Source organism: Streptomyces sp. NPDC087270 (assembly GCF_044744625.1).
Classification (GTDB): Bacteria; Actinomycetota; Actinomycetes; order Streptomycetales; family Streptomycetaceae; genus Actinacidiphila.
This window is the reverse complement of sequence record NZ_JBIUYR010000004.1, coordinates 212,512-233,238: the sequence shown is the minus strand read 5'-3', so window position 1 is coordinate 233,238 and position 20,727 is coordinate 212,512. Positions and strand designations below refer to the sequence as shown.

Below are 20,727 nucleotides of genomic sequence, written 5' to 3'. Positions count from 1 at the left end.
CGTGACCCACACGGACGACATCAACGACCCGCAGGACCGCGGGCGGCGCACGCCGCGACGCGCGGTGCCGCGCTGGCTGCCCCTGCCGCTCGGCATCGGCATCGGCCTGCTCGGCGGCATCGGGTACGGCCTGGTGGCCACCCCGCAGTACGCCGCGACCAGTTACGTGATGGTCGTACCGCGGCAGGGCACCGACTCGCCGACCGCGCTCGGCTTCGCCCAGGCGTACGGCCGGATCGTCACCGGCTCCGCGGTGCTGGCCGGCGCGCAGGCCGCCACCCACACCGCCGCCGGGGACCTGAAGAGCCATGTCCAGGCGGCGACGTCGCCGGACGCCCCGATGATCTCGGTCACCGGCAGCTCGTCCAAGGCCGGCACCGCCGCCTCCATCGCCAACGGCGTGGCCCGCTCGCTGGCCGCCACCGGCAACCGCGACTCGGACAGCACCGGCGTCCGCCTGCTCCTCTTCTCGCCCGCCGCCGCACCCGCCGCGCCATCCTCCCCGTCGGCGGCGCTGTCCGGCGCGGTCGGCGCGAGCGCGGGCGGGCTGCTCGGCGCGCTCGTCCTCCTGGTCCGGCCCAGGCGCGAGGAGGACGCCGCCCACCCGGCCCGCACCCCGCTCCCGTCGCCGTCCGCCGCCCCGTCCGCCTCCGCTTCGCCGTCCTCGTCCGAGCCCCGGCCCGAGCGGGCGGCGGTGTGACGGTGGAAGGCCCCGACACCGCGGCGCCGCCGGCCGCCGTCCGCCCGCCGCACCCCAGAAGCGCGGCGGACGCAGCCGGTGCGCCCGACCCGCTCGGCACACTCGACGTGCGCATCTGCCGCGACCCCGACGAGTTCGCCGCGCTCGCGCCCGAGTGGACCCGGCTGCACCGCAGTTGCCCCCGCGCCACCCCGTTCCAGAGCCACGCCTGGCTGCACTCCTGGTGGCTGTCGTACGGGCGGCAAGGCCGGCTGCGGGTCGTCCTGGTCCGGCGCGGCGGGAGCGGCGGGACCGAAGAGGGCCGCCGGGAGGGCGAGTTGGTGGGCGCGGTCGCGCTGATGCGCACCTACCGCCCGCTGCCCGCGCTCGTGCCGCTCGGCGGCGCCATCACGGACTACTCCGACGTGCTCATCGCCCCCGGCACCGCGGGAGCAGGCACCGAAGCGGACACCGAACCCGGCGCGGACCGTACGGACCGTACGGGTGACGGCGCCCGGCGCGGCGACCCGGTGGCCGCCGCCCTCGTCCGCGGGATGCGCCGGGCCGCCCGGGGCGGGGTCGTGGACCTGCGCGAGGTGCCGGCGGGCGCGGCGGCCGAGCGGGTGTACGCCCTGTGGCCCGGCCCCAAGCGGCGGCTCGCCGACTCCGAGTGCCTGGAGCTGCCCGGCGGGCCCATGACCGGCCTGATCGCCCGGGTGGGCAGCTCGCGCGGCCAGCGCATCCGCGCCCATCTGCGCAAGATCGACGCCTCGGGCATCGAGGAACACGACGTGCCCGCCGCCGACGTGCCCGCCGCCATCGGCACGATACTGCGGCTGCACACCGCCCAGTGGGAGGGCCGGGGCGTCACCCCCGAGCACCTGCGCCCCCGCTTCGCCGCCCATCTCGGCCGCGCCTGCGCCCGGATGACCGAGTCCGGCGAGGCCCGGCTCACCGAGTTCCGGATCGGCGGCGAGGTGGTCGCCGCGAACCTCACCGTCCTGTCACCGACCCTGGCCGGCGGCTACCTCTACGGCGCCGACTTCGCCGCCCTGCACTCGGCGAAGGTCGACCTCAACACCCTGCTGATGCGGCACGGCGCCCGTCTCACCACGGCCGGCGACCGCCCCGTCCTCAGCATGATGCGGGGCGCCGAACCGCACAAAGCCCACTGGCGTCCGCTCTCGGTCCCCAACTCCCGGCTCCTGCTGGGCACCCGCCGCGCCCTGCCGTCCCTCCTGGCCCGCCGGGCCCTGACCGCGGCCCGGGTCCGGCTGCGGGAGGTACGCCGCAGGCGCCGGCGGTAGGCCGCCCGCCGGACCCCCTCACAGCGCGCTGGTCGGCCCGGGGGACGGGGTGGCCGCGGGCGGGGCGGGAGCCGCGGGGGCAGCCGGCGCCGACCTGCGCGGCTTGAGCCGTACGCACACCTGCCCGCTGGCGTAGGACTGCTTCATCACCTCGCTGAGCGGCATCGGCACGCAGGTCTCGACGGGCACGGACGTGGGCGGGGTGCCGGTGCCGGGGGAACCGGTGCCATGGGTGGGGGCCGGGCTGGGGGACGCGGACGCGGGGGTGGCGATCTTCCGGCCGAAGAGCAGCGCCCGGTACACCTTCGACGCGTTGGGGTTCTGGTCGCACTGCCAGACGCCGTGCGGGCAGTAGTCGGTGATCGTCTGGTAGAGCGGGTGGTGGGTGATGATCCAGGTGAGCATCAGGCTCATGTAGTCGGCGTCGTCGCCGTTCCTGAACAGGCCCCACTCCGGGTAGGAGATCGCCTTCCGGTGCGCGGCGGCGAAGTCGACCTGGGCCTGGAGGCCGTACGGCTCGGTGACCTGCTCGTGGAAGTCGGTGCCGGGCGGCTGGTCGTAGGAGTCCATGCCGATGACGTCGACGGTGGAGTCGCCGGGGTAGCACGTGGTCCAGGCGATCGCGTCCCGGCCGCGGTTGGGGGCGAAGTCGAAGCGGAAGTGCTGGCCGGGCACGGCGCGCATGGCGGTGACCACCCGGTTCCAGTACGCCTTCCAGCCCGCGGGGTCCGGGCCGCAGCGGTGGGTGTAGGTGGTGCCGTTCATCTCCCAGCCGAGCACGATCACGGTGTCGGGGACGCCGAGCCGGACCAGCCGCCGGGCGAGCTGGGTGAAGTGCGCGTCGAAGGCTCCGCTCGCGCCCTGCTCGATCAGGTCGCGCACCTGGTCGTCGGGGACGTGGCCCTCGTTGTCGGCCTGCATCGGCACGTTGAGCACGAACAGCCGGCCGGGCTCGGCCCGGGTCCACGCGGCCCACGGCTGGAGCAGGTCGTCGTCGCCCTCGATGCTGTCCCAGTTGTCGCCCGGCAGGTAGGTGTGGCCGACGTTCACCTGGGTGCCGCCGAGCCAGTTCTCCAGCCCGCCGAGGCTCTGGACGCCCTTGCTGCCGGAGTCGGTGAAGGCGCCCATCGGCGGCAGCCCGTCGGCCGAGGCCGCGGGTGCGCTCGGCGGGACGGAAGGGGTGCGGGTCGCCGTGCCCGACGCGGACGGCAGGGGGACCGCCACCGGGTTCCCGTAGGCGGGCAGACCGAGCAGCCGCCCGGCGGAGTCGTCGCCGAGCGCGGTCGCCGCCACCCCGGACAGCAGCACCGCGGCCGTGGCCGCCGCGACGCTCCCCCGCACCCACCAGTGGTGTCGCTCGGCCATGGCCACTCCTCGTTCGACGGCAAAGGCGCGCCGGACGCGCCGCCTGACCGTCAGTCATAACGTACGAATAAATGGCGCGCGCGGATTCGACAGCTCGGTCGTGACCGTGCCGCGGACTTCGGGCGGGCCTGTTCTCTCGCCCTCTTCCCCGAACTCCCTTGCCCACAAAGGAATCCTCTCATCCGTCAATAGCGGCCGGGAGCCGCTGGTGATATCACCCGGTCAGGTGAACTTCCGGATCGTCGTTGCCGACCACCGGCCGCGATCCCGGGATTCCCCGCCGCACGGGGCAAGATGAGCCGCGGCCGAGTGCCGACGAGAGGAGCCGGGCATGCCGTCACGCAGAAGAGTGCTCAGGACCGGGCTGATCGCCGCGGCCGCCGTGTCGGGCACCGCGGCCGGGCTGCGTCCGATGCTCGCCGCCGGGCAGCCGACCTCGCGCGCCGCCGCGCAGGGGGCAGGCGGGCAGGACGGGAAGGGCGGCGGACCGGGGGCGGACGGCGACGGATCGGACTCCCTGCTGGACGAGGTGGCTTCGCCGCTGTTCGACGAGGTCTACCGCGGCCGCCGCATCCAGGGCTTCCCCTCGGGCGATCCCAGCGGTCTGCTGCTGCTGATCGACGGGCGTCCGCTCGGCGCCATGCGCCGGTACGACGGCAGCTTCGTCAGCATGGCCAACCACTTCCAGCCGTATCCGACGCCGCTGGCCACCGCCCGGGGCGCGGTCGACGTCATCGGGAGCGCCGAGCTGGCCGATGCGGCCGCCGCGCACCATCACTGACCCGCCGAGCGTCGAGGGACCGCACCTGTGTACACCCGGATGAACCAGCGGAATCTGACCAGCGACCAGCGCTCGCGCTTCGTGCAGGCCGTGCTGCAGCTCAAGCGGAACGGCGGGTACGACAAGTACGTCAAACTGCACATGCAGTACTTCAGCGCGGACGGCGAGACCGGGCTGCGGGTGGCGCACATGGCCCCGACGTTCTTCCCCTGGCACCGGCAGTTCCTGCTGGTCTTCGAGCACGAACTGCGGATGATCGACCCCGACGTCACCATCCCGTACTGGGACTGGACCGTGGACCGCTCCGAGACGTCGGCGCTGTGGGAAGCGGACTTCATGGGAGGCAACGGCCGCTCCAGCGACGGGCAGGTGATGACCGGCCCGTTCGCCTACCAGGGCGGCAACTGGCCGATCACCTTCGGTGTCACGCGGGAGAAGTACCTGACCCGCGACATGGGCCGCCCGGACCGGCCGATCGTGCTGCCGACCGCCGCCGAGGTCAATGACGCGCTGAAGATCGCGACCTACGACACCGCGCCGTGGAACTCCGCGCCGAGCACGAAGGGGCTGCGCAACAAGATGGAGGGGTGGGTGGTCAGCGACGCCAAGGGCGGCTACCTGCACAACCGGGTGCACCAGTGGGTCGGCGGGCACATGACCGGCGGGTCCTCGCCGAACGACCCGATCTTCTGGTTGCACCACGCCTTCATCGACCTGATCTGGACCCGCTGGCAGCGGCTGCACCCGAAGTCCGGCTTCCTGCCGGCCAAGCCGCTGAGCGCCGGCGACCCCGAGCACGGCCGGGTGATCAGCCTCACCGAGCCGATGCCCCCGTTCAACGTGAAGCCGTCGGTAGTACTGGACCACCGCAAGTACTACACCTACGAGTGACGGCCTGGGGTGCGCGAGGTGTGCCCCTGGCCGCACCTGCCGCACCTGCCGCATCACGCGTACGGCCCCCGCCTCGTGCGGAGGCGGAGGCCGTACGGCGGTGCGAGGAACTCAGTACTGGCCGCCGCCGTTGCCCCCGTTGCTGTCACCGTGCGAGGAGTCGTTCTCGCACTGGTTGCCGAACGTCGGGTTGAGCAGGCCGATGACGTCCACGGTGTTGCCGCAGATGTTGACCGGAACGTGCACGGGCACCTGGACGACGTTGCCGGACACGACACCCGGCGAACCGACCGCAGCGGCTCCGGCACCGGCGTCGGCCGAAGCCACACCCGCACCAGCGGCCAGCGCGGCACCTGCGGCGGCGGTGAGGGCCGCGGCCTTCGCGATACGCGACATCAAGATCTCCCTGAGACGTCATACGAGATGAGAATTGCCGCAACGCTGCGGCTATTGACGCCTTGGGCAACGGCCGGGGACCGGTAATGGTCACGCAGGTTGGGCCGAATCGGTGAGGGTTCCTCGGTTTGGAAGCGCGGCCGGCGCGGGAATTGGGGCGCGCCGCCCGCGTAATACGCCGAGGAGGTGAATTGACGCGGGGGCGGGCACACACGCGGCCCGCGGCCCGTTCCTTTTGACGAGGACGGACGGCGGGCCGGGTGTCCGCGGTCAGCGCGGCGGGAGGGCCGGGCGTGGGGTCACAGGGTCGGGGTGGTGGGGAGTGTGGGAGTGGACGGCAGCGAGGGGAGGGCCGGCAGCCCCGGCAGGTTGGGCGCGGGCAGGCCGCCGCCGAGCACGGTGGCGACGGCGACGTTGACCAGGCCGGTGACGACCGCGGTGCCGGCGGCGAGCGCGCCGGTCGCGTCGCCGGAGGCGACGGCCTTGCTCAGGGAGTCCACGGCGGTCTGGAGCGCGGCCAGGGCGTCGGCCTGCACATCGGCTGCGGCCCGCGGGTGCACCGCCCGGGTGGCGGCGGCCGAACCGTTGGGCGCGGCGGGGGCGTTGGGCGCCGCGGGGGCGTTGGGCGCGGCAGGGGCGTTGGGGGTCGCCGGGGCGGCCGGGGTCGCCGGGAGGGCCTTCTTCGCCGCGGTGATCGCGGCCGTCGCGGCGGTCGCGTCCGAGGCCACCTTGTCCTTCGAGACCGGCGTGGCGAGCGCGTCCTGGACCAGCGTCGTGACCGGGGCGAGCACGCCGCCCAGGTTGCCGAGCGTCTTGGCCTGGGCGAGCACCGCGGCCGCGTCGGCCTGCGCCTTGGGTGCCGTGGGCTGGGCGGCGGCGTGGTGGTGCGGGGTCTCGGCGGAGGCGGTGCCGACGGCGCCGCCCGCAAGAGCGGCCACGAGCGCGGCGGAGACGACCAGACCAGTGGTGCGGTGGCTGTGCATGGAACGTTTTCCCTTCGTGGGGGCAAGTCTGCTACCTCGACCACCGTGGAAAGCGGCACCTGCTCCCGCAACCGAAGCGTCCTCGCGGCCTCGGGGCCCACGACCCGACACCGGCGCAAGTCGACTGCGAACGCGGGGGGTTCGGCGATTCGCCCACCACCCGGCCGGGATACTCCGTTGGGGTGCGCGCCCGGGGCGGACCGCTCCACGAACGGGCGAATCCTGTGCCCGGGGGTCCCCCGCTGAGGTGACATCGGCGGGGTGCGGGGCCGGTAGCCCGTTAGGGTCCGGCCCATGAGCCAGACCAATACCGCGTCCGCGTCGTCACTCCAGAGCCGGCTGGGCACCCTCGTGGTGATCCCGTGGGCCGGCAGCCACGAGGACGGCCAGGACACCCCGTTCCTGCTGGCCTACTCCCTCGGCGACGGGGTGGACGGCCCGGCAGCCGGGCAGGAGGCGGTGCTCGAGGCGGCCGAGGAGATCGGGTTGCCGGTGGGCGGCGCGATCCTGGACATCGCGCAGGCTCCGAAGGTGAAGGTGGGGCTGCTCGTGGAGGGCGGCAAGGCGGTGCTGACGATGCCTTACCTGAAGGTGACCTGCCCGGTGCCGGAGCAGTGGACGGCCGCGGCCCGCGCCCGCACGTCGGTCTACGTGATCCTGGCCAGCCGCCCGTGGCCCGAGGCGGTCCCGGGCACCGAGGTCACGGAGGAGGAGCTGCGCGCGTTCGCCGCCGACGAGGAGGTGCTGGGCAGCGCGGCCCACTTCACGGTCCCGGTCGGCAGCCTGCGCGGCTGAGCGGCCACGCAAAGGGGCGCCCCGGACCGGGGCGCCCCTTTCCTCGCGGATCGTACGAGGTACGCGGTGAGGTGGCGGTGCCACCCGGGCGGAGCTGCCACCCGGGCGGAGCTGCGGGCGACGGTCAGCCGTTGACCAGCTGGTTGCCCGCGCTCACCGCGTCGGACCCGGCCTTGACGGCCTTCTGCACGGCGGCGACCTTCGGGCCGACCCCGGACTGCTGGACCACCCCGCCGGCGACGCTGCCGGCCTGCACTCCGGTGTCGGAGGCGGTCACCGCGGTGCTCGAGAGGGTGGAGCTGAGGTCGGCGGCCTGTACGACGGGCGCTGCGGCGGCAGCGAGCACGAAGGAGCCGGCCGCGGCGGTGGTGAGGATGCGGAATACGTTCATGGCCGGTACAACGTCCGAGCCCGCCCGCAGGGCACGCTCGGGACGCCCACCGTCAGCCCCCGTCCACCGCGTTCACCCGCTCAGGTGGAGCGTCGCACCCGTCCGGCCGCATCCGGCCGCGCGGCGGTGAGCGATGGAGGCCGGCGGTGACAGCGGAGGGGCCCCGGCGACCCGCGGGACGGGAGGGACACGGCGCGCCGCGGTGTTGCCGGGCCGTGACAACTACCGCACAGCGCGGCGACGTTGGCTTGTCACGCTGCCCTCACAGCGGTTCGCACACCACCGCCGCACCGTCTCATCGTTCATGGGGGAACCGAGATGCCCGCGTCCACTCGCCGCAGCCGCGGCCGTAGCCGCCGTACCGCCACCGCCGTCGCCCTGACCGCGGGCCTCACCGCGGGCGCCGCCCTGCTGCTGACGGGATGCGGCCCCGACGACCCCACCGCGGACGGCACCACCCCGCCCGCGACCACCGGCAGCGGAACCGGCGGAAGCGGCGGAACCGGGAACCCGACCGTCACCGCGAAGCCGGTCACCTCCGACTCGCCGCTCAACGGCACCGCGCACAACGGCCTGACCATCAGCGACGGCAGCCGCTACGTCGTCATGAACGGCACCCGCGTCGACTTCGGCACCCTGGTGCGCGATCTCGCCTGGTCCCCGGACGGCCGCCGGGCCGCGTTCGTGGACGGCGACGGCGACCTCGCGGTGAGCAACCCCGACGGCACCGGCCGGGTGATCGCGGCGAAGAACCCCGGCGGGCAGACCTGGTCGCACCCGACCTGGCAGACCCGCAAGGCGGACCCCGCCGACGGCATGCCCGCGCTGGACAACCTGATGTTCGCCGTGCGGTCGGGCTCCACCACGAAGCTGGAGAGCGTCCCCGCCACCGGCGGCACCCCGCGGCCGATCAGCCTCAACCAGATGGCCGGCGAGCACCCCGACCCGCTGCCGACCACCGGCAACGTCTGGCCGAACGCGGGCACGGCCGGCGCCGCGACCTACGCCAACGCCGACAGCGGCAAGGTCTACATCCGCGACGACAACCTCCGGCAGCAGGGCTCGGCGCTCACCGACGGCTCAGAACCGGCGATGTCGCAGGCCGACGACGAGGCCATCGCCTTCGTCCGCTCCGTGGACGGCCACGACCACCTGTTCCTGGAGGAGTCCACGGACAGCGGTCCGGCGTACAAGGACCTCACCCCGCACGCCACCACGGACTACACCGAGCCGGCGTTCGCGCCCACCGGCGACCTGATCGCCGCCCGCACCCCGGACGGCATCGTCGAGGTCCGCACCGACGGCTCCGGCACCCCGCAGCGGATCTCCGGCTACCGGGGACTGCCGGCCTTCCGGAACTCCTAGGCCGGCGAGCCCAGTTCGGCCCGCAGCGCGGCCAGGTGGGTGTCGGCCGTCTCGTGCGGCAGGAACTCCACCACGTCCAGGAAGCGGAAGAGGGTCCGGGCCCCGGTGACCGCGAACTCGTACTCCGCGAAGCCGACCACCGCGCCCAGCACCCCGCGCACCGCGCCCCGTACGACATGCGCGGTCATGTCGTCGGGGCGCTCGGCGTCCGTGCCGCGCCGGGCGTTGGGGCGGGCCAGGTAGGGGCAGACCATCGAGGCGTAGAGCATGCACGCCCGGTGCCCGGGTCCCTCGGTGGTCGGCGCGAGGTTGCGGTACGGGCGGCCGGCCGCGCGCGCGTCGGCGATCGCCTCGGCCTCGGCGGCGCCCACCACTCGCCACACGGTGCCGCGCGGCATGCGGGTGCCGCACACCGAACACAGCCGCTGCCGGGCGCAGTCGGCGCTGCGCTCGTGGTCGGTGAGCGCGAACTGCGGCCGCTCGTCCTGCCACGGGGTGATCGCGGGCACGGGATAGCCGCGCTCGTCCCGCGGTCTGGCCTCGACGGGCGGCGGTTTGGGTACCGCGTCGAATCGCACGGGCCATGCCTATCAGGGCGGTACGGGCAGCCGGAACACCCCGTCCGCCGGGCTCAGTCCGCGGGCCCCCGCCCGTCGCCCGTACCCCTGTCGCCCGCGCCGCCGTCGCCGGTGCCCCCGTCGCCCGCGCGGCGCTCGCGCCACTCGGCCACGACCTGCTCGATGTCGAACGGGCGCAGGTTCAGCGGCGGTCCCTGCGGCGGGCGGCGGATCGCGGCCTCGATCTTCTCGTTGACGGCCGCGATGATCTGCCGCACCCGCCGCTCGGAGCGCGCCTCGGCGACGGCGGCGACCGCGTCCTCGGCCTCCTTGCGCAGCACCAGCGACGGCGGCAGGAAGGACAGTCCCTCGCGCTGCATCTTGCCCTTGACCCACCACAGTTCGTCGTAGGGGGTGTTCAGCGAGGCGAGCGGCTTCCCGCGGCCGGGCAGGTTCGCGAAGTCGCCGCGCTCCTCCGCCTCGCGGATCTGCCGGTCGGCCCAGGTCTCGAAGGAGACTCCTGGCGGCTTGCGTTCGGTCATGCGTCCACTCCTCGATACGCCTCGACTCGGGGTCGCCGGGCACCAACGGTGTGCACCTTCGAGGCTAACAAGCCCACCCGGCCGCGCGGTAAGGGGTGGCCTCCAGGGGTACGGGCCTTACGACCTCTCCGTCCTCGGCCCGTGTCCCGGCACCGCCCGCGCGGCCAGCAGCGCCACGTCGTCCTCGGCCACGGCCGGCGCGAGCCGGTGCACCACCCGCGCCAGCAGCGCGTCCAACGACCCTCCCCCTGGCTGCGGCGGGGAGTCCCCCGCGTGCGGCAGCCGCAATCCCGCCAGCCGGCCCAGCGACACGTCGATGTCCTCGCCGCGCCGCTCCACCAGCCCGTCGGTGTACAGCAGCAGCGTGTGCCCGGGCGGCCAGGGCGCGTACACCGTGTCGTACTCCCCGCCGAGGTCCGCGCCCAGCGGCGGGCCGGGCGGCACGTCCAGCAGCGTCACGCTGCCGTCGGGGGCGATCACCGCGGGCGGCAGGTGGCCGGCGCTCGCGAACCACGCGGCGCCGCGCAGCGGATCGGCGATCCCCAGCAGGCAGGTCGCGGGCCGCTCCGCGCCCCCGGCCGCCAGCAGCCGGTCGATCCGGCTCAGCACCCGGTCCGGCGCGTCCCCCTCGCCGGCGCCGACCCGCAGCATGGACCGGTAGTGGCTCATCTCGACCGCCGCGCCGACCCCGTGGCCCATCACGTCGCCCATCGCCAGCAGCGTCAGCCCGCCGGGCAGCGCCAGGGTGTCGAACCAGTCGCCGCCGACGAGGTCGTTGGCGCCCGCCGGAAGGTAACGGGTGGCGACGTCGACCCGAGGGTTGGGCGTGCTCGGCGCGGCCAGCAGCGCGCGCTGCAGCTCCACCGCGATGCCGTGCTCCCGGGTGTAGCGGCGGGCGTTGTCCAGGCTGATCGCGGCCCGCTCGGCGAGCGCGCGGGCGACGGCCACGTCCTCGTCGTCGAAACCGGGCGACGACCCGGCCCTGATCATCGTCACCGTGCCGATCTGCCGGCCGCGCGCGGCCAGCGGCACGATCAGCCCGGAGTGGATGCCCGCCGCCCGGTAGGCCGCGGCCCGCTCGGCGTTCGGCGCGGACCTGCTCAGCTCCTCGTCGGGCAGCAGGTTCATCACGATCGGGCGGCCCGTCTCCAGGCAGCGCGGGATCGCCGAGCCGGGCTGGTAGTCGACGTACGTGCCGGGCGCGCCGAAGCTCGGCGCCACCTCGCGCAGTGCGGGGCGGGCGCTCATCGCGGACCGGCGCAGCCGTACCGTGCCGTCCGGCGGCGGCCGGCGGCCGTCCCGGGTCCCGCTGGACAGCACCTCCACCGTCGCCATGTCCGCGAGCACCTCGACCAGCAGGTCCGCCAGTTCCTCGCAGGTCTGCTCCATCTCCAGCGTGGAGCCGATCCGCATCGCCGCCGCGTCCAGCACGAGCAGCCGCTCCCTGGCCCGTTCCAGCTCCCGCCGTGTCTCCCGGTCCGCGCTCACCTCCATCAGCACCAGGCCCAGGCCCAGCACCCGCCCGCCGTCCAGGACCCGGTGGCAACTGCCGCGCCAGTGCCGCCGGGCGTGCGCGGAGCCCGCCCTGGTCTGGCCGCTGGAGTCCAGCTCGCGCGGCCGGCCGTCCGCCAGCACCGCGCGCATCATCGCCTCGTCGACATCGACCCCGGGCACCACCTCGACGATCCGCCGCCCGACGTGCGCGTCGACCTCCACCCCGTTCATCCGCGCCAGCGCCGGGTTCACGTACAGGTACCGCAGATCGGGGTCGAGCAGCGCCACACCCGCCTGCGTGCCGTCCAGCAGCATCTGCCACACCGCGCTGCCGGGCCCCGGAACGTCGGGCTGCATCGGCGTCCCTCCTCCGGGTCGGGTCGTAGCTCCACCCTGCCCGCAGGTCGCCGGATCGGCGATTCAAGGGGGTGCGTACGGAGCGGGGCCCGGCGCGGTGCCCTCGGCACACGGGTCCGCGCGGACGCCCGCGGCGTACGGCTCTCCGGCGTACCGGTCTCTAGGGTGGCGGCATGGTGCATGTACTCAGCAGCCGGACCCTTCTGCGGCCCGCCGACCCGGACCGCTCCCGCCGCTTCTACGGCGACGTCCTGGGCCTGGAGGTGTACCGGGAGTTCGGCGAGGGCCCTGAGCGGGGCACGGTCTACTTCCTCGGCGGCGGCTTCCTGGAGGTGTCCGGGCGCTGCGACGCCGCTCCCGCCGACACCCTGCGCCTCTGGCTCCAGGTTCCCGACGTCGAGGCCGCCCACCGGGAGCTGCGGGCCCGGGGCGCCGAGATCGTGCGGGAGCCGCGCCAGGAGCCCTGGGGGCTGATCGAGATGTGGATCACCGACCCCGACGGCCATCGCATCGTCCTGGTGGAGGTCCCGGCCGACCATCCGCTGCGGTACCGGCCCGGACTCTGACGACCGGGACTCTGACGGCCCGGACCCTGACGGCCCGGACTCTGACGGCCGGGACTCTGACGACCGGGGCCTGAGCCGGAGTCGTCATCGGGCCCGGAGCCGCCCGGGTCAGCCCGGGGGCACCCCGAGCCGTCCCTCCAGCTGGACCAGCAGTTCGGCGAGGAGCGCGGCGACCTGCCGCTGGTCGCCGTCCGGGAGGCCGGAGAGCGCGACCCGCTCGTAGCGCAGCTGGTCGGGCACGACCGAGTCGATCAGCTCGCCGCCGCTGCGGGTGAGCCGTACCCGCGCGACCCTGCGGTCCCTGGTGTCGCTGCGGCGCTCCACCCAGCCGCGCTCGCCGAGCAGCTTCAGCCGCTTGGTCACGGCCGCGCCCGAGGAGAAGGTCTCCCGGGCCAGCTCGCCGGGGGTCAGTTCGCGCCCGGTCCGCCGCAGGGTGCTGAGCAGGTCGAACTCGGCCCGGGTCAGGCCGACCCGGCGCAGCGGGGCGTCCTCGGCCTGCTGGAGGAGCGCGGCGCAGCGGTTGATCCGGCCGATGACCTCCATCGGGGCGGTGTCCAGGTCGGGGCGGACGGTCTGCCACTGGCGGACCACCACGGCCACGGTGTCGTCGGCCGGCCCACCCTCGCTCGCTGCCGTCATGCCGCCGCACTCCCTCCGGTACCGGTCGCGGTGCCGCCGGCCTCCAGCCCCTGCACCAGCCCCTGCGCGCGTACCGTCTCGGCGAGCGTACGGTGTCCGTCCCGCTCCACGTCCAGCACCTCCTGCTCGGGCAGCGGGGACTGCCACCACTCGCCGGCCGCGATGTCCCTGGCCTGGCGCAGCTCGATCAGGGCGAAGGCCAGCCGCCGTCCATCGGCCTCCAGGGTCCCTCGCGCCGGGGCGGCGAGTGCGGACCGTGCCTGCCGCTGCGCGGTACGGGCGCCGGCCAGCGCCGTCCGCAGCTGGTGGCCGGGGCGGCGGGTGACCACCGCCATGCTGACCAGCACCCCGACGACGGCGCCGACCAGGGTGTCGAGGACCCGGTCGGTGAGGAGCTCACCGACCGGCCGGCGCCCGGCGAACTCGACGACCAGCAGCGCCATCGGCGTCACGCAGATGCTGCCCAGCCAGTAGTTGCGGGGCATGAGGGCCTCGGCGCCGAAGTTGAACGCCAGGGCGACCAGCACCAGGGCGGTCGCGCCGGTGTGGGTGAGCGGGACCACGGCGGCGAAGACCAGGACCCCGATCAGGTTGCCGACGACCCGCTGGATGCTGCGGCGCCAGGACTGGGTGACGTTCGCCTGGGAGACGGCGGCGGCGGTGACGATGGCCCAGTAGGGGCGTCCGACGCCGAGGCCGAAGGAGACGTAGCCGGCCAGCGCGCAGCCGAGGAAGGTGCGGACGGCGACCGGGAAGAGCACACCGCCCGGCCGCAGCCGCTGCCAGAGGGAGGGCGCGGCGGCGGCGAGCTCGGTCTCGATGCCGAGGAGTTCGGTGTCGTCGACCGGACCGGCCGGGCGCGGGACGGGGCCGGTGCCGCGCAGCCGCGCGGCCCAGCCGCTGAGGAGGGCGGGGTCGTCGGGGGTGGGAGCGGAAAGCGCGACCTCGGCGCGGATCAGCAGGCGTTCCAGGGCCCGCCGGTCCTCGGTGCGCCGACCGCTGATCATCAGGTTCTGCCAGCCGGTCTGGATGGCGGCGGCCGCGTTCGCGCGGGCCGGCCCCGCCTGCGGGTCGCCGGCCGGGAGTCCCGCGTACCGTGCCGCCGCCCGGAGCGCGCCGCGTACCGCGCGGCGCTCGGGGCCCTGCGGCCGGACCAGCCCGGGGGCCATGCTCACCAGGTAGGCGAGGGCCGCCGATGCCAGCGCGAGGGCGATGTGGCCGGGGACCTGGCCGAGGGTCTGGGGCGCGAACAGGGCCGCCGAACTGATGAACGCGAAGATCACATGGGCGGGCGGCCCGATCCTGGTGGCATCGCAGAGCAGCTTCTGCAGCGCGGCGAGCAGCGCGCCGACGGTGATCAGCACCATGACGCTGCCGGTGAGCGAGGCGACGACGAGGGCGACCGCGAGGCCGCCGACCATGCCGAGGACGACGCCGATCAGCGTCCTGGCGCGGCCGGCATACGGCCGGTTGTGCGCGTAGGTGGCGCAGAGCGAGCCGGCCATGGTGTACATCGCCAGATCCAGCCGGCCCAGGCAGAGCAGGATGATGTTGGGGATCGCCGAGGCGATCACCGCGCTGGTGGCGGGCTTGAACCAGATGTCCGACGTCCTGCCCAGGCGCAGTACACCGGCGGTGGGGAGCCTGCGCGGCCGGTGCGAGCGGGGGGTGGGGGTAGCGCCGTTCATCCAACAAGCTTACCAAGTGTTTTACTCGAAAAATAAATGGCTGCCGCGCCCGCGGGCGCGGCAGCCCTCACCCGGTCGGCGGAACCAGGTCCGGCGACCTTTCGTACGGCTATGGGCCTTTCGGTCCCGTGCCATCCCTGCGGCGTGGCTGCGCCCGGACAAGCCGGGCCGGTAGGCTTTCCGTGTGATCTTCAAGCGCATCGGAAACGGGAAGCCGTACCCGGACCACGGCCGGGTCAGCACGCGCGAGTGGGCGGACGTCGCCCCGCGTCCCGTGCGACTGGACCAGTTGGTGACCACCAAGGGACAGCTCGACCTGGAGACACTCCTGGCGGAGGACTCCACCTTCTACGGGGACCTGTTCGCACACGTCGTGAAGTGGCAGGGCGACCTCTATCTGGAGGACGGGCTGCACCGCGCCGTGCGCGCGGCGCTCCAGCAGCGGCAAGTGCTGCACGCCCGGGTCCTGGAGATGGACTGACAATCCGCTTACGCTGCGCTCATGAGCATGCTGACCCCCTCCGGGATGGGCGGGAAGTACCGGGTAACGGGTAACTCGTATCCGCGTATGCGTCCGCCCAGGCGGCGCGGCCGATTCGTGGCCGCCCTGATCGCCGCGGTTGTCGTACTCGGCCTCTTCAGCTGGGGGGCCCTGCAGCTCTTCCATGTCTTCAGCGGCGACAGCAAGGACGCCAAGGCGAACGCCGCGCCCAGCCATCCGTCCTGCTCGCCCGCACCCGCTCCGGTGGCCACCGGCAAGCCGATCGCCCTGCCGAAGCCGACGCAGGTGACGATGAACGTCCTCAACGCGACCACGCGCGGCGGGCTCGCGAAGTCCACCGCGGACCAGCTCGCCGGCCGCGGCTTCAAGGTGGCGAAGTTCGGCAACGCGCCCGACGAGTACAACGCGAAGATCACGCAGTCCGCGCTGATCATCTCCGGGCCGGCCGGGGAGGCCGCCGCCCGCGAGGCGGGTACACAGATGGTCGGCTCCGCCGTGAAGATCGACCCCAAGCGGAAGGGGGCGACGGTCGACGTGCTCATCGGCAACGCCTTCGCGAAGCTGGCGACGCCCACGCAGGCGGCGGAGGCGCGGGTTGTCGCGGCGAATCCGCCGGCGCCCAAGCCGACGTGCAGCCCCAAGAACTGAGCAGATCCACCCGGCTGCCCCGTCCTGCCGTTCGCGGGACCTCGCGGTCCGGGGCTGGTCGCTGGAGGCATGCCCTCTGGGGGAGTTCCCCGCGCCCCTGAGTATGTGCTGCTTCCACCCGGGCCTGCCCCGGGAGCACCCGGGCAAGATCCAGGGGCGCGCCACCGGCCTGCGGCCGGGAGCAGATCGGCACCACGACGGCACGGCGCGACCAGCCCCTTACCGGCAGGTGGTCCCTGAACCGGCAGGTGATCCCTGAACCGGCAGGTGGTCCCTGAACCGGCAGGACAGGGGCACCCGGGAGGGTCCGCTCGGCCGCGGCGGCTAACCGATCGTGCCGTAGAGGCGGTCGCCCGCGTCGCCGAGGCCGGGGACGATGAACCCTTGGTCGTTGAGCCGCTCGTCGACCGCGGCGGTGACCACGGTGACGGGCTTGCCCGCGAGTTCACGCTCCATCAGTTCGACGCCCTCGGGGGCGGCGAGCAGGCAGAGGGCGGTGACGTCGTCGGCCCCGCGCTCGATCAGCAGCCGTATCGCGGCGACCAGGGTGCCGCCGGTGGCCAGCATCGGGTCGACCACGTACGCCTGACGGCCGGACAGGTCCTCGGGCAGGCGGGTGGCGTACGTCTGGGCCTGGAGGGTGTCCTCATCGCGGACCATGCCGAGGAAGCCGACCTCCGCGGTGGGCAGCAGCCGGACCATGCCGTCGAGCATGCCGAGCCCCGCGCGCAGGATCGGCACCACCAGGGGCCGGGGGTGGGACAGCCGCACCCCGGTGGTGGGCGCGACCGGAGTGACGATGTCGACCTGTTCGGTGCGCACGTCACGGGTCGCCTCGTAAGCGAGCAGGGTGACGAGTTCGTCGGCGAGCCGGCGGAAGGTGGGCGAGTCGGTGCGCTCGTCGCGCAGCGCGGTGAGCTTGTGCGCGACCAGCGGATGGTCGACAACATGGAGACGCATGGGAGGACTGTATCCGGCGCCCTCCGCCCGGCGCCCCGCCTTCCTCACCCTCGCCCTCTGTGCGCGGGCACGGGTAAACCGCACCTTCGGGGGAAGGTTCCCGAGGAATCGCGACACAGACGCGGGGACGGTGGCACCCATGCCGGACACGACGGGCCGCGGCAGCGGCGGCGCACGCGGTGAGCGGACCGTTCCGCAGGCCCAGCACGAACGGGAGCGGGAACGGCGCCACAAGCGGGCCGCGTTCCTGCGCGAGCTGGACGAGGCGAAGGAGCTGCGCGACCGGGTCCAGCCCCGGCGGGCCCGGGCGGCGCGGATGCGCCAGCAGATGCGGATGCGCACCTTCCGCTGGTGATCCGCGCGTGGCCCGAGGGTGGTCCGCGGGCGACCGCCGAGGCGCCCCGCGCCCGCCGGCTCGATGTGCTCAACGTCACCATGTGGAGCGGTCGGGTGACCGCTGCGGCCGGTCGGGGGTCCGCCAAGATCGCGTTTTTCCCGAGAAGTGACCAAGTCCTGGCACGTCGCGGTGTCGAAGACCCTTCGCGACGCCCTTGTTTCTGCCACGATGCCGAGTGGGTGGGACCGTCATGAACCCTCATGAACCGCAAGTGGGCCCACCCGGTCCGGACGGCCTGAGACCTGTGGGAGAGTCACGGTGTACTTCGCCGCACTGCTCGCGCGCACCGAGGACGGTTGGCAAGCGAGCGAACCCGATCTCGACGATGTGGAAACCCTCGCCGACCTGAGCGACCTGGCTCGCACGGCCGGCGACGAGGAGGAAACGGTTCTGGTCTTCATCGAGCAGGAGGACGCCTGGTTCGGCGTCATCCGCGTCGACGGTGAAGAGGACCCCAGAATCTATGTGTCAGACGCGGCGGCCGCTGCCCGCAGCTCGTACGGAGAGATCCTGCTCACCGACGAGGTGCTGGGCCGCGACCCGGAGAACGCGGACGACCTCGACGACCTTGTCGACCTCGACGGCACCGAGGCCGGCGACACCGACGACACCGACGAGGACGCCGTGGTCGGCTCCTCCGAGGACCATGTGCCGACCGGCCCGCTCGGCGAGACCGACCTGCTGGCCGACCTGGGCATGAGCGCCACCGAACTGCTCGCGTTGAGCGGGGACGGCGCCCTGACCGGCGAGGCCCTGGGCGAGATCGCCGACGCGCTGGGGGCGGCCGACGTGCTGGAGGCCGTCCGCTGACCGACACCGGCGCCGAACCCGACGTCCTGCGCGACCCCTGGGCGCCCGCCATGCGGATCGCCCTGGCGGAGGCCGAGCACGCCCCGCTCACCGGTGACGTACCGGTGGGCGCGGTCGTGCTGGCCCCCGACGGCTCGGTGCTGTCCCGTGCGCACAACGAGCGCGAGGCGACCGGCGATCCGACCGCCCACGCCGAGGTGCTCGCCGTCCGCCGCGCGGCGGCCGCGCTGGGCCGGTGGCGGCTGACCGACTGCACCCTGGTGGTGACCTTGGAGCCGTGCACCATGTGCGCGGGCGCCATCGTGCTGGCCCGGCTGGAGCGGGTGGTCTACGGCGCCCCCGATCCGAAGGCGGGCGCGGCCGGTTCCCTGTGGGACCTGGTCCGCGACCGCCGCCTCAACCACCGCCCCGAGGTGATCGCCGAGGTGCTGCCCACCCCGAGCGCGAACCTCCTCACCCGCTTCTTCCGCCCAAACGATTTCTGACCACGGCTCCCCGTGGGCTAAGCTCTCTCTCGGTAGCGTGTCCGAGCGGCCTAAGGAGCACGCCTCGAAAGCGTGTGAGGGGGCAACTCCTCCGTGGGTTCAAATCCCACCGCTACCGCCATGAGCTGGACGAACGGGACCGCCTCCCCTGTGGAGGCGGTCCCGTTCGCCGTGTTCCCCCAGGTGCCCGAAGTGGCCGCTCCGCCCCAGCCGCGCCCTGCACCACGTCGTCCACGTCGGGGCCGGGGCCCAGCAGGCCCAACGCCGCGGCTCGCATGCCGACCTGACGGCCTTCCGGCAAAAGCCCCGGCCCGGTCACCGCGCCGCGCCGCGCGGCCCTGGTGAGCGCCACGCCCCCGCCCCGCGCGTTCTCCCCCGGTCCCCGCTCCCGCGGGTCCGGCCATCGCGGGCCCTCCCGTCCGCTCGGCCGTCAAAGCCTCGCAATCATCATCGTTTTTGCGGATGATGATGCTGTCCGCTCGTCTGGTTACTCCGTACGGCGGATAGAATTCGGCGATTGCACACGTGTGACCGCTGGTGCCGAGTCGCTGCTGGGGAGGCCAAGGAGCATGGCGCAGGCGAGGAAGATCGCCACCATCGTGCTGGTGATCTTCGTGCTCTATACGATCATCGACCAGCCGGCTCGGGCGGCCGACCTCGTGCAGGTAGGGTTCGTCGGGATTTCGAACGCTGCCAAGAGCATCGGGCAGTTCATGCACGACCTGGCCAACTGACGGCCGTGGGGCAAGGCGAGGAGTGGCGATGATCCGTCATCTGGTGCTGTTCAAGCTGAACGAGGGCGTCAGCCGGGACGAGGAGAGGGTGGCCGCGGGCGCTCGCGGGTTCGCCGAACTCGGCGACCGGATACCCGAGGTGGCCTCCTGGGAGTGCGGCTGGAACGTGTCGGACCGGCCGATCGCCTACGACTTCGCGATCAACTCCTCCGTCCCGGACCCCGACGCGCTGGTGCGCTATCTCGAACACCCCGCGCACAAGGCGGCGGTCGCGCCATGGTCGAGCTTCGCCACCTGGGTCGTCGCCGACTACGAGATCTGATCGCACACCCATTCGCAGCAGCCCCTCGCCGTCCACGGTGGGGGGCTTCGCCGTGCCGGTCCACGCGCGGCCCGTTCGTACAACACGGCAATATGCGGTGCTTGCACAAAGCACACATGAATTGTGATGCTATGACCGCTTTGCCCGACGTTTTGACGGATGTTCGCCGGATGCTGCAGTCGCAGCAGGCTGGAGTGGACCGATAAGGGGTGTGGTGTGCCGGTGTCGGCCCGAACGGCGTCAACGTCAGCGACGACGTATCCGCGTGCCAGGACGCGGACGCCGAACAGCAACGCGGCCGACGCGCGGGCGCTGACCCAGGTGCTCTTCGAGCAGATCGTCGACCTGGAGCCGGGCACGCCCGAGCACAGCAGGGTGCGGGCCGCGCTGATCGAGGTGAACCTGCCGCTGGTGCGGTACGCCGCCGCCCGCTTCCGCAGCCGTAACGAGCCCATGGAGGACGTGGTCCAGGTCGGCACGATCGGCCTGATCAACGCGATCGACCGGTTCGACCCGGAGCGCGGGGTGCAGTTCCCGACCTTCGCGATGCCCACCGTGGTCGGCGAGATCAAGCGCTACTTCCGCGACAACGTGCGCACCGTGCATGTCCCGCGCCGGCTGCACGAGCTGTGGGTGCAGGTCAGCGGCGCCATCGAGGACCTGACGGTGCTGCACGGCCGCTCCCCGACCACCGCGGAGATCGCCGAGCGGCTTCGGCTGTCCGAGGAGGAGGTGCTGGCCTGCCTGGAGGCGGGCCGCGCCTATCACGCCACCTCGCTGGAGGCCGCCCAGGAGGGCGACGGCGCCCCCGGGCTGCTGGACCGGCTCGGCTACGAGGACCCGGCGCTCAACGGCGTCGAGCACCGCGACCTGGTCCGGCATCTGCTGGTGCAACTCCCCGAACGCGAACGGCGCATCCTGCTGCTGCGCTACTTCGGCAACCTGACGCAGTCGCAGATCAGTGCGGAGCTGGGGGTTTCGCAGATGCACGTGTCCCGTCTGCTCTCCCGCAGCTTCGCCCGACTGCGGTCCGCAAACCAGCTCGAAGCGTAACCCAACGGGATTAAGCCACC

General features: G+C 73.4%; 25 protein-coding genes and 1 tRNA gene. 16 read left to right on the top strand and 10 right to left on the bottom strand.

Going from position 1 to position 20,727, the window contains the following annotated elements; translation table 11 throughout:
* Window position 1 precedes the first annotated feature (1 nt).
* A complete protein-coding gene (locus ACIPAE_RS10110; RefSeq protein ID WP_366413470.1) occupies window positions 2–700 on the top strand; it encodes a lipopolysaccharide biosynthesis protein in 699 nt (232 codons plus the stop codon).
* 107 nt (window positions 701–807) lie between these two features.
* A complete protein-coding gene (locus ACIPAE_RS10105) occupies window positions 808–1,986 on the top strand; it encodes a GNAT family N-acetyltransferase (protein WP_402444494.1) in 1,179 nt (392 codons plus the stop codon).
* Window positions 1,987–2,004: 18 nt separating this feature from the next.
* Here the strand turns inward: ACIPAE_RS10105 and ACIPAE_RS10100 are convergent, their stop codons facing one another.
* On the bottom strand, window positions 2,005–3,351 hold the full coding sequence (locus ACIPAE_RS10100; RefSeq protein ID WP_402444165.1) for a glycoside hydrolase family 26 protein: 1,347 nt from the start codon (window positions 3,349–3,351) through the stop codon (window positions 2,005–2,007).
* 331 nt (window positions 3,352–3,682) lie between these two features.
* Here ACIPAE_RS10100 and ACIPAE_RS10095 point away from each other — a divergent pair, with 331 nt between their 5' ends.
* Together ACIPAE_RS10095 and ACIPAE_RS10090 are read left to right on the top strand one after the other, a co-directional pair.
* Window positions 3,683–4,132 (top strand): tyrosinase family oxidase copper chaperone, encoded by a 450-nt coding sequence (locus ACIPAE_RS10095; protein WP_329367258.1) that lies wholly within the window; start codon window positions 3,683–3,685, stop codon window positions 4,130–4,132.
* A gap of 39 nt (window positions 4,133–4,171) precedes the next feature.
* Entirely contained in the window at window positions 4,172–5,023 is an 852-nt protein-coding gene (locus ACIPAE_RS10090; protein WP_366413467.1) for a tyrosinase family protein, read from the top strand.
* A gap of 111 nt (window positions 5,024–5,134) precedes the next feature.
* Here the strand turns inward: ACIPAE_RS10090 and ACIPAE_RS10085 are convergent, their stop codons facing one another.
* Both ACIPAE_RS10085 and ACIPAE_RS10080 read right to left on the bottom strand, forming a co-directional pair.
* Complete coding sequence (locus ACIPAE_RS10085) at window positions 5,135–5,419, bottom strand: chaplin (RefSeq protein ID WP_329367254.1); 285 nt, start codon at window positions 5,417–5,419, stop codon at window positions 5,135–5,137.
* 299 nt (window positions 5,420–5,718) lie between these two features.
* Complete coding sequence (locus ACIPAE_RS10080) at window positions 5,719–6,402, bottom strand: hypothetical protein (protein WP_402444163.1); 684 nt, start codon at window positions 6,400–6,402, stop codon at window positions 5,719–5,721.
* Between the two features lie 294 nt (window positions 6,403–6,696).
* Here ACIPAE_RS10080 and ACIPAE_RS10075 point away from each other — a divergent pair, with 294 nt between their 5' ends.
* Entirely contained in the window at window positions 6,697–7,197 is a 501-nt protein-coding gene (locus tag ACIPAE_RS10075; protein WP_329367250.1) for a DUF5949 family protein, read from the top strand.
* 124 nt (window positions 7,198–7,321) lie between these two features.
* Here the strand turns inward: ACIPAE_RS10075 and ACIPAE_RS10070 are convergent, their stop codons facing one another.
* The gene (locus ACIPAE_RS10070) at window positions 7,322–7,588 is read right to left on the bottom strand and encodes a hypothetical protein (RefSeq protein ID WP_366413465.1); all 267 of its coding nucleotides are present in this window, start codon (window positions 7,586–7,588) and stop codon (window positions 7,322–7,324) included.
* Window positions 7,589–7,906: 318 nt separating this feature from the next.
* Here ACIPAE_RS10070 and ACIPAE_RS10065 point away from each other — a divergent pair, with 318 nt between their 5' ends.
* Window positions 7,907–8,953, top strand: coding sequence for a hypothetical protein (locus ACIPAE_RS10065; protein ID WP_402444160.1), 1,047 nt, complete (start codon window positions 7,907–7,909; stop codon window positions 8,951–8,953).
* Here the strand turns inward: ACIPAE_RS10065 and ACIPAE_RS10060 are convergent.
* From ACIPAE_RS10060 to ACIPAE_RS10050, 3 genes are all read right to left on the bottom strand, one after another.
* A complete protein-coding gene (locus ACIPAE_RS10060; RefSeq protein WP_402444158.1) occupies window positions 8,950–9,531 on the bottom strand; it encodes a hypothetical protein in 582 nt (193 codons plus the stop codon). The genes ACIPAE_RS10065 and ACIPAE_RS10060 overlap by 4 nt on opposite strands.
* 53 nt (window positions 9,532–9,584) lie before the next feature.
* Window positions 9,585–10,052: a DUF1992 domain-containing protein gene (locus ACIPAE_RS10055; RefSeq protein WP_366413462.1), complete on the bottom strand. Its 468-nt coding sequence runs from the start codon at window positions 10,050–10,052 to the stop codon at window positions 9,585–9,587.
* Between the two features lie 117 nt (window positions 10,053–10,169).
* On the bottom strand, window positions 10,170–11,903 hold the full coding sequence (locus ACIPAE_RS10050) for a SpoIIE family protein phosphatase (RefSeq protein ID WP_402444156.1): 1,734 nt from the start codon (window positions 11,901–11,903) through the stop codon (window positions 10,170–10,172).
* 173 nt (window positions 11,904–12,076) lie between these two features.
* On the opposite strand from ACIPAE_RS10050, the gene ACIPAE_RS10045 reads away from it, so the two are divergent.
* Complete coding sequence (locus tag ACIPAE_RS10045; protein ID WP_328466366.1) at window positions 12,077–12,469, top strand: VOC family protein; 393 nt, start codon at window positions 12,077–12,079, stop codon at window positions 12,467–12,469.
* 108 nt (window positions 12,470–12,577) lie between these two features.
* Here the strand turns inward: ACIPAE_RS10045 and ACIPAE_RS10040 are convergent, their stop codons facing one another.
* Window positions 12,578–13,108 (bottom strand): MarR family transcriptional regulator, encoded by a 531-nt coding sequence (locus ACIPAE_RS10040; protein ID WP_329367239.1) that lies wholly within the window; start codon window positions 13,106–13,108, stop codon window positions 12,578–12,580.
* Complete coding sequence (locus ACIPAE_RS10035; protein WP_402444153.1) at window positions 13,105–14,796, bottom strand: FUSC family protein; 1,692 nt, start codon at window positions 14,794–14,796, stop codon at window positions 13,105–13,107. The genes ACIPAE_RS10040 and ACIPAE_RS10035 overlap by 4 nt, the downstream gene beginning before the upstream one ends.
* 184 nt (window positions 14,797–14,980) lie before the next feature.
* On the opposite strand from ACIPAE_RS10035, the gene ACIPAE_RS10030 reads away from it, so the two are divergent.
* Together ACIPAE_RS10030 and ACIPAE_RS10025 are read left to right on the top strand one after the other, a co-directional pair.
* Window positions 14,981–15,277 carry a type II toxin-antitoxin system VapB family antitoxin gene (locus tag ACIPAE_RS10030; protein WP_328466369.1) on the top strand — a complete coding sequence of 99 codons (297 nt, stop codon included), beginning with the start codon at window positions 14,981–14,983 and terminating at the stop codon, window positions 15,275–15,277.
* A 21-nt stretch (window positions 15,278–15,298) separates the two neighbouring features.
* Window positions 15,299–15,946, top strand: coding sequence for a LytR C-terminal domain-containing protein (locus ACIPAE_RS10025; protein WP_329367234.1), 648 nt, complete (start codon window positions 15,299–15,301; stop codon window positions 15,944–15,946).
* A gap of 324 nt (window positions 15,947–16,270) precedes the next feature.
* Here the strand turns inward: ACIPAE_RS10025 and upp are convergent, their stop codons facing one another.
* Window positions 16,271–16,906: a uracil phosphoribosyltransferase gene (upp, locus tag ACIPAE_RS10020; protein ID WP_366413042.1), complete on the bottom strand. Its 636-nt coding sequence runs from the start codon at window positions 16,904–16,906 to the stop codon at window positions 16,271–16,273.
* Window positions 16,907–17,045: 139 nt separating this feature from the next.
* Here upp and ACIPAE_RS10015 point away from each other — a divergent pair, with 139 nt between their 5' ends.
* From ACIPAE_RS10015 to ACIPAE_RS09985, 7 genes are all read left to right on the top strand, one after another.
* Complete coding sequence (locus tag ACIPAE_RS10015; RefSeq protein WP_328466375.1) at window positions 17,046–17,261, top strand: hypothetical protein; 216 nt, start codon at window positions 17,046–17,048, stop codon at window positions 17,259–17,261.
* A 300-nt stretch (window positions 17,262–17,561) separates the two neighbouring features.
* Window positions 17,562–18,113: a hypothetical protein gene (locus tag ACIPAE_RS10010; protein WP_402444151.1), complete on the top strand. Its 552-nt coding sequence runs from the start codon at window positions 17,562–17,564 to the stop codon at window positions 18,111–18,113.
* A gap of 50 nt (window positions 18,114–18,163) precedes the next feature.
* Window positions 18,164–18,598: a nucleoside deaminase gene (locus ACIPAE_RS10005; RefSeq protein WP_329367227.1), complete on the top strand. Its 435-nt coding sequence runs from the start codon at window positions 18,164–18,166 to the stop codon at window positions 18,596–18,598.
* Between the two features lie 31 nt (window positions 18,599–18,629).
* Window positions 18,630–18,719: transfer RNA gene (locus tag ACIPAE_RS10000), tRNA-Ser, on the top strand.
* Window positions 18,720–19,167: 448 nt separating this feature from the next.
* Window positions 19,168–19,332 carry a hypothetical protein gene (locus ACIPAE_RS09995; protein ID WP_329367226.1) on the top strand — a complete coding sequence of 55 codons (165 nt, stop codon included), beginning with the start codon at window positions 19,168–19,170 and terminating at the stop codon, window positions 19,330–19,332.
* Window positions 19,333–19,360: 28 nt separating this feature from the next.
* Window positions 19,361–19,654: a Dabb family protein gene (locus tag ACIPAE_RS09990; RefSeq protein ID WP_329367225.1), complete on the top strand. Its 294-nt coding sequence runs from the start codon at window positions 19,361–19,363 to the stop codon at window positions 19,652–19,654.
* Window positions 19,655–19,870: 216 nt separating this feature from the next.
* On the top strand, window positions 19,871–20,707 hold the full coding sequence (locus ACIPAE_RS09985) for an RNA polymerase sigma factor SigF (RefSeq protein WP_366413045.1): 837 nt from the start codon (window positions 19,871–19,873) through the stop codon (window positions 20,705–20,707).
* The last annotated feature ends 20 nt before the right edge of the window (window positions 20,708–20,727 follow it).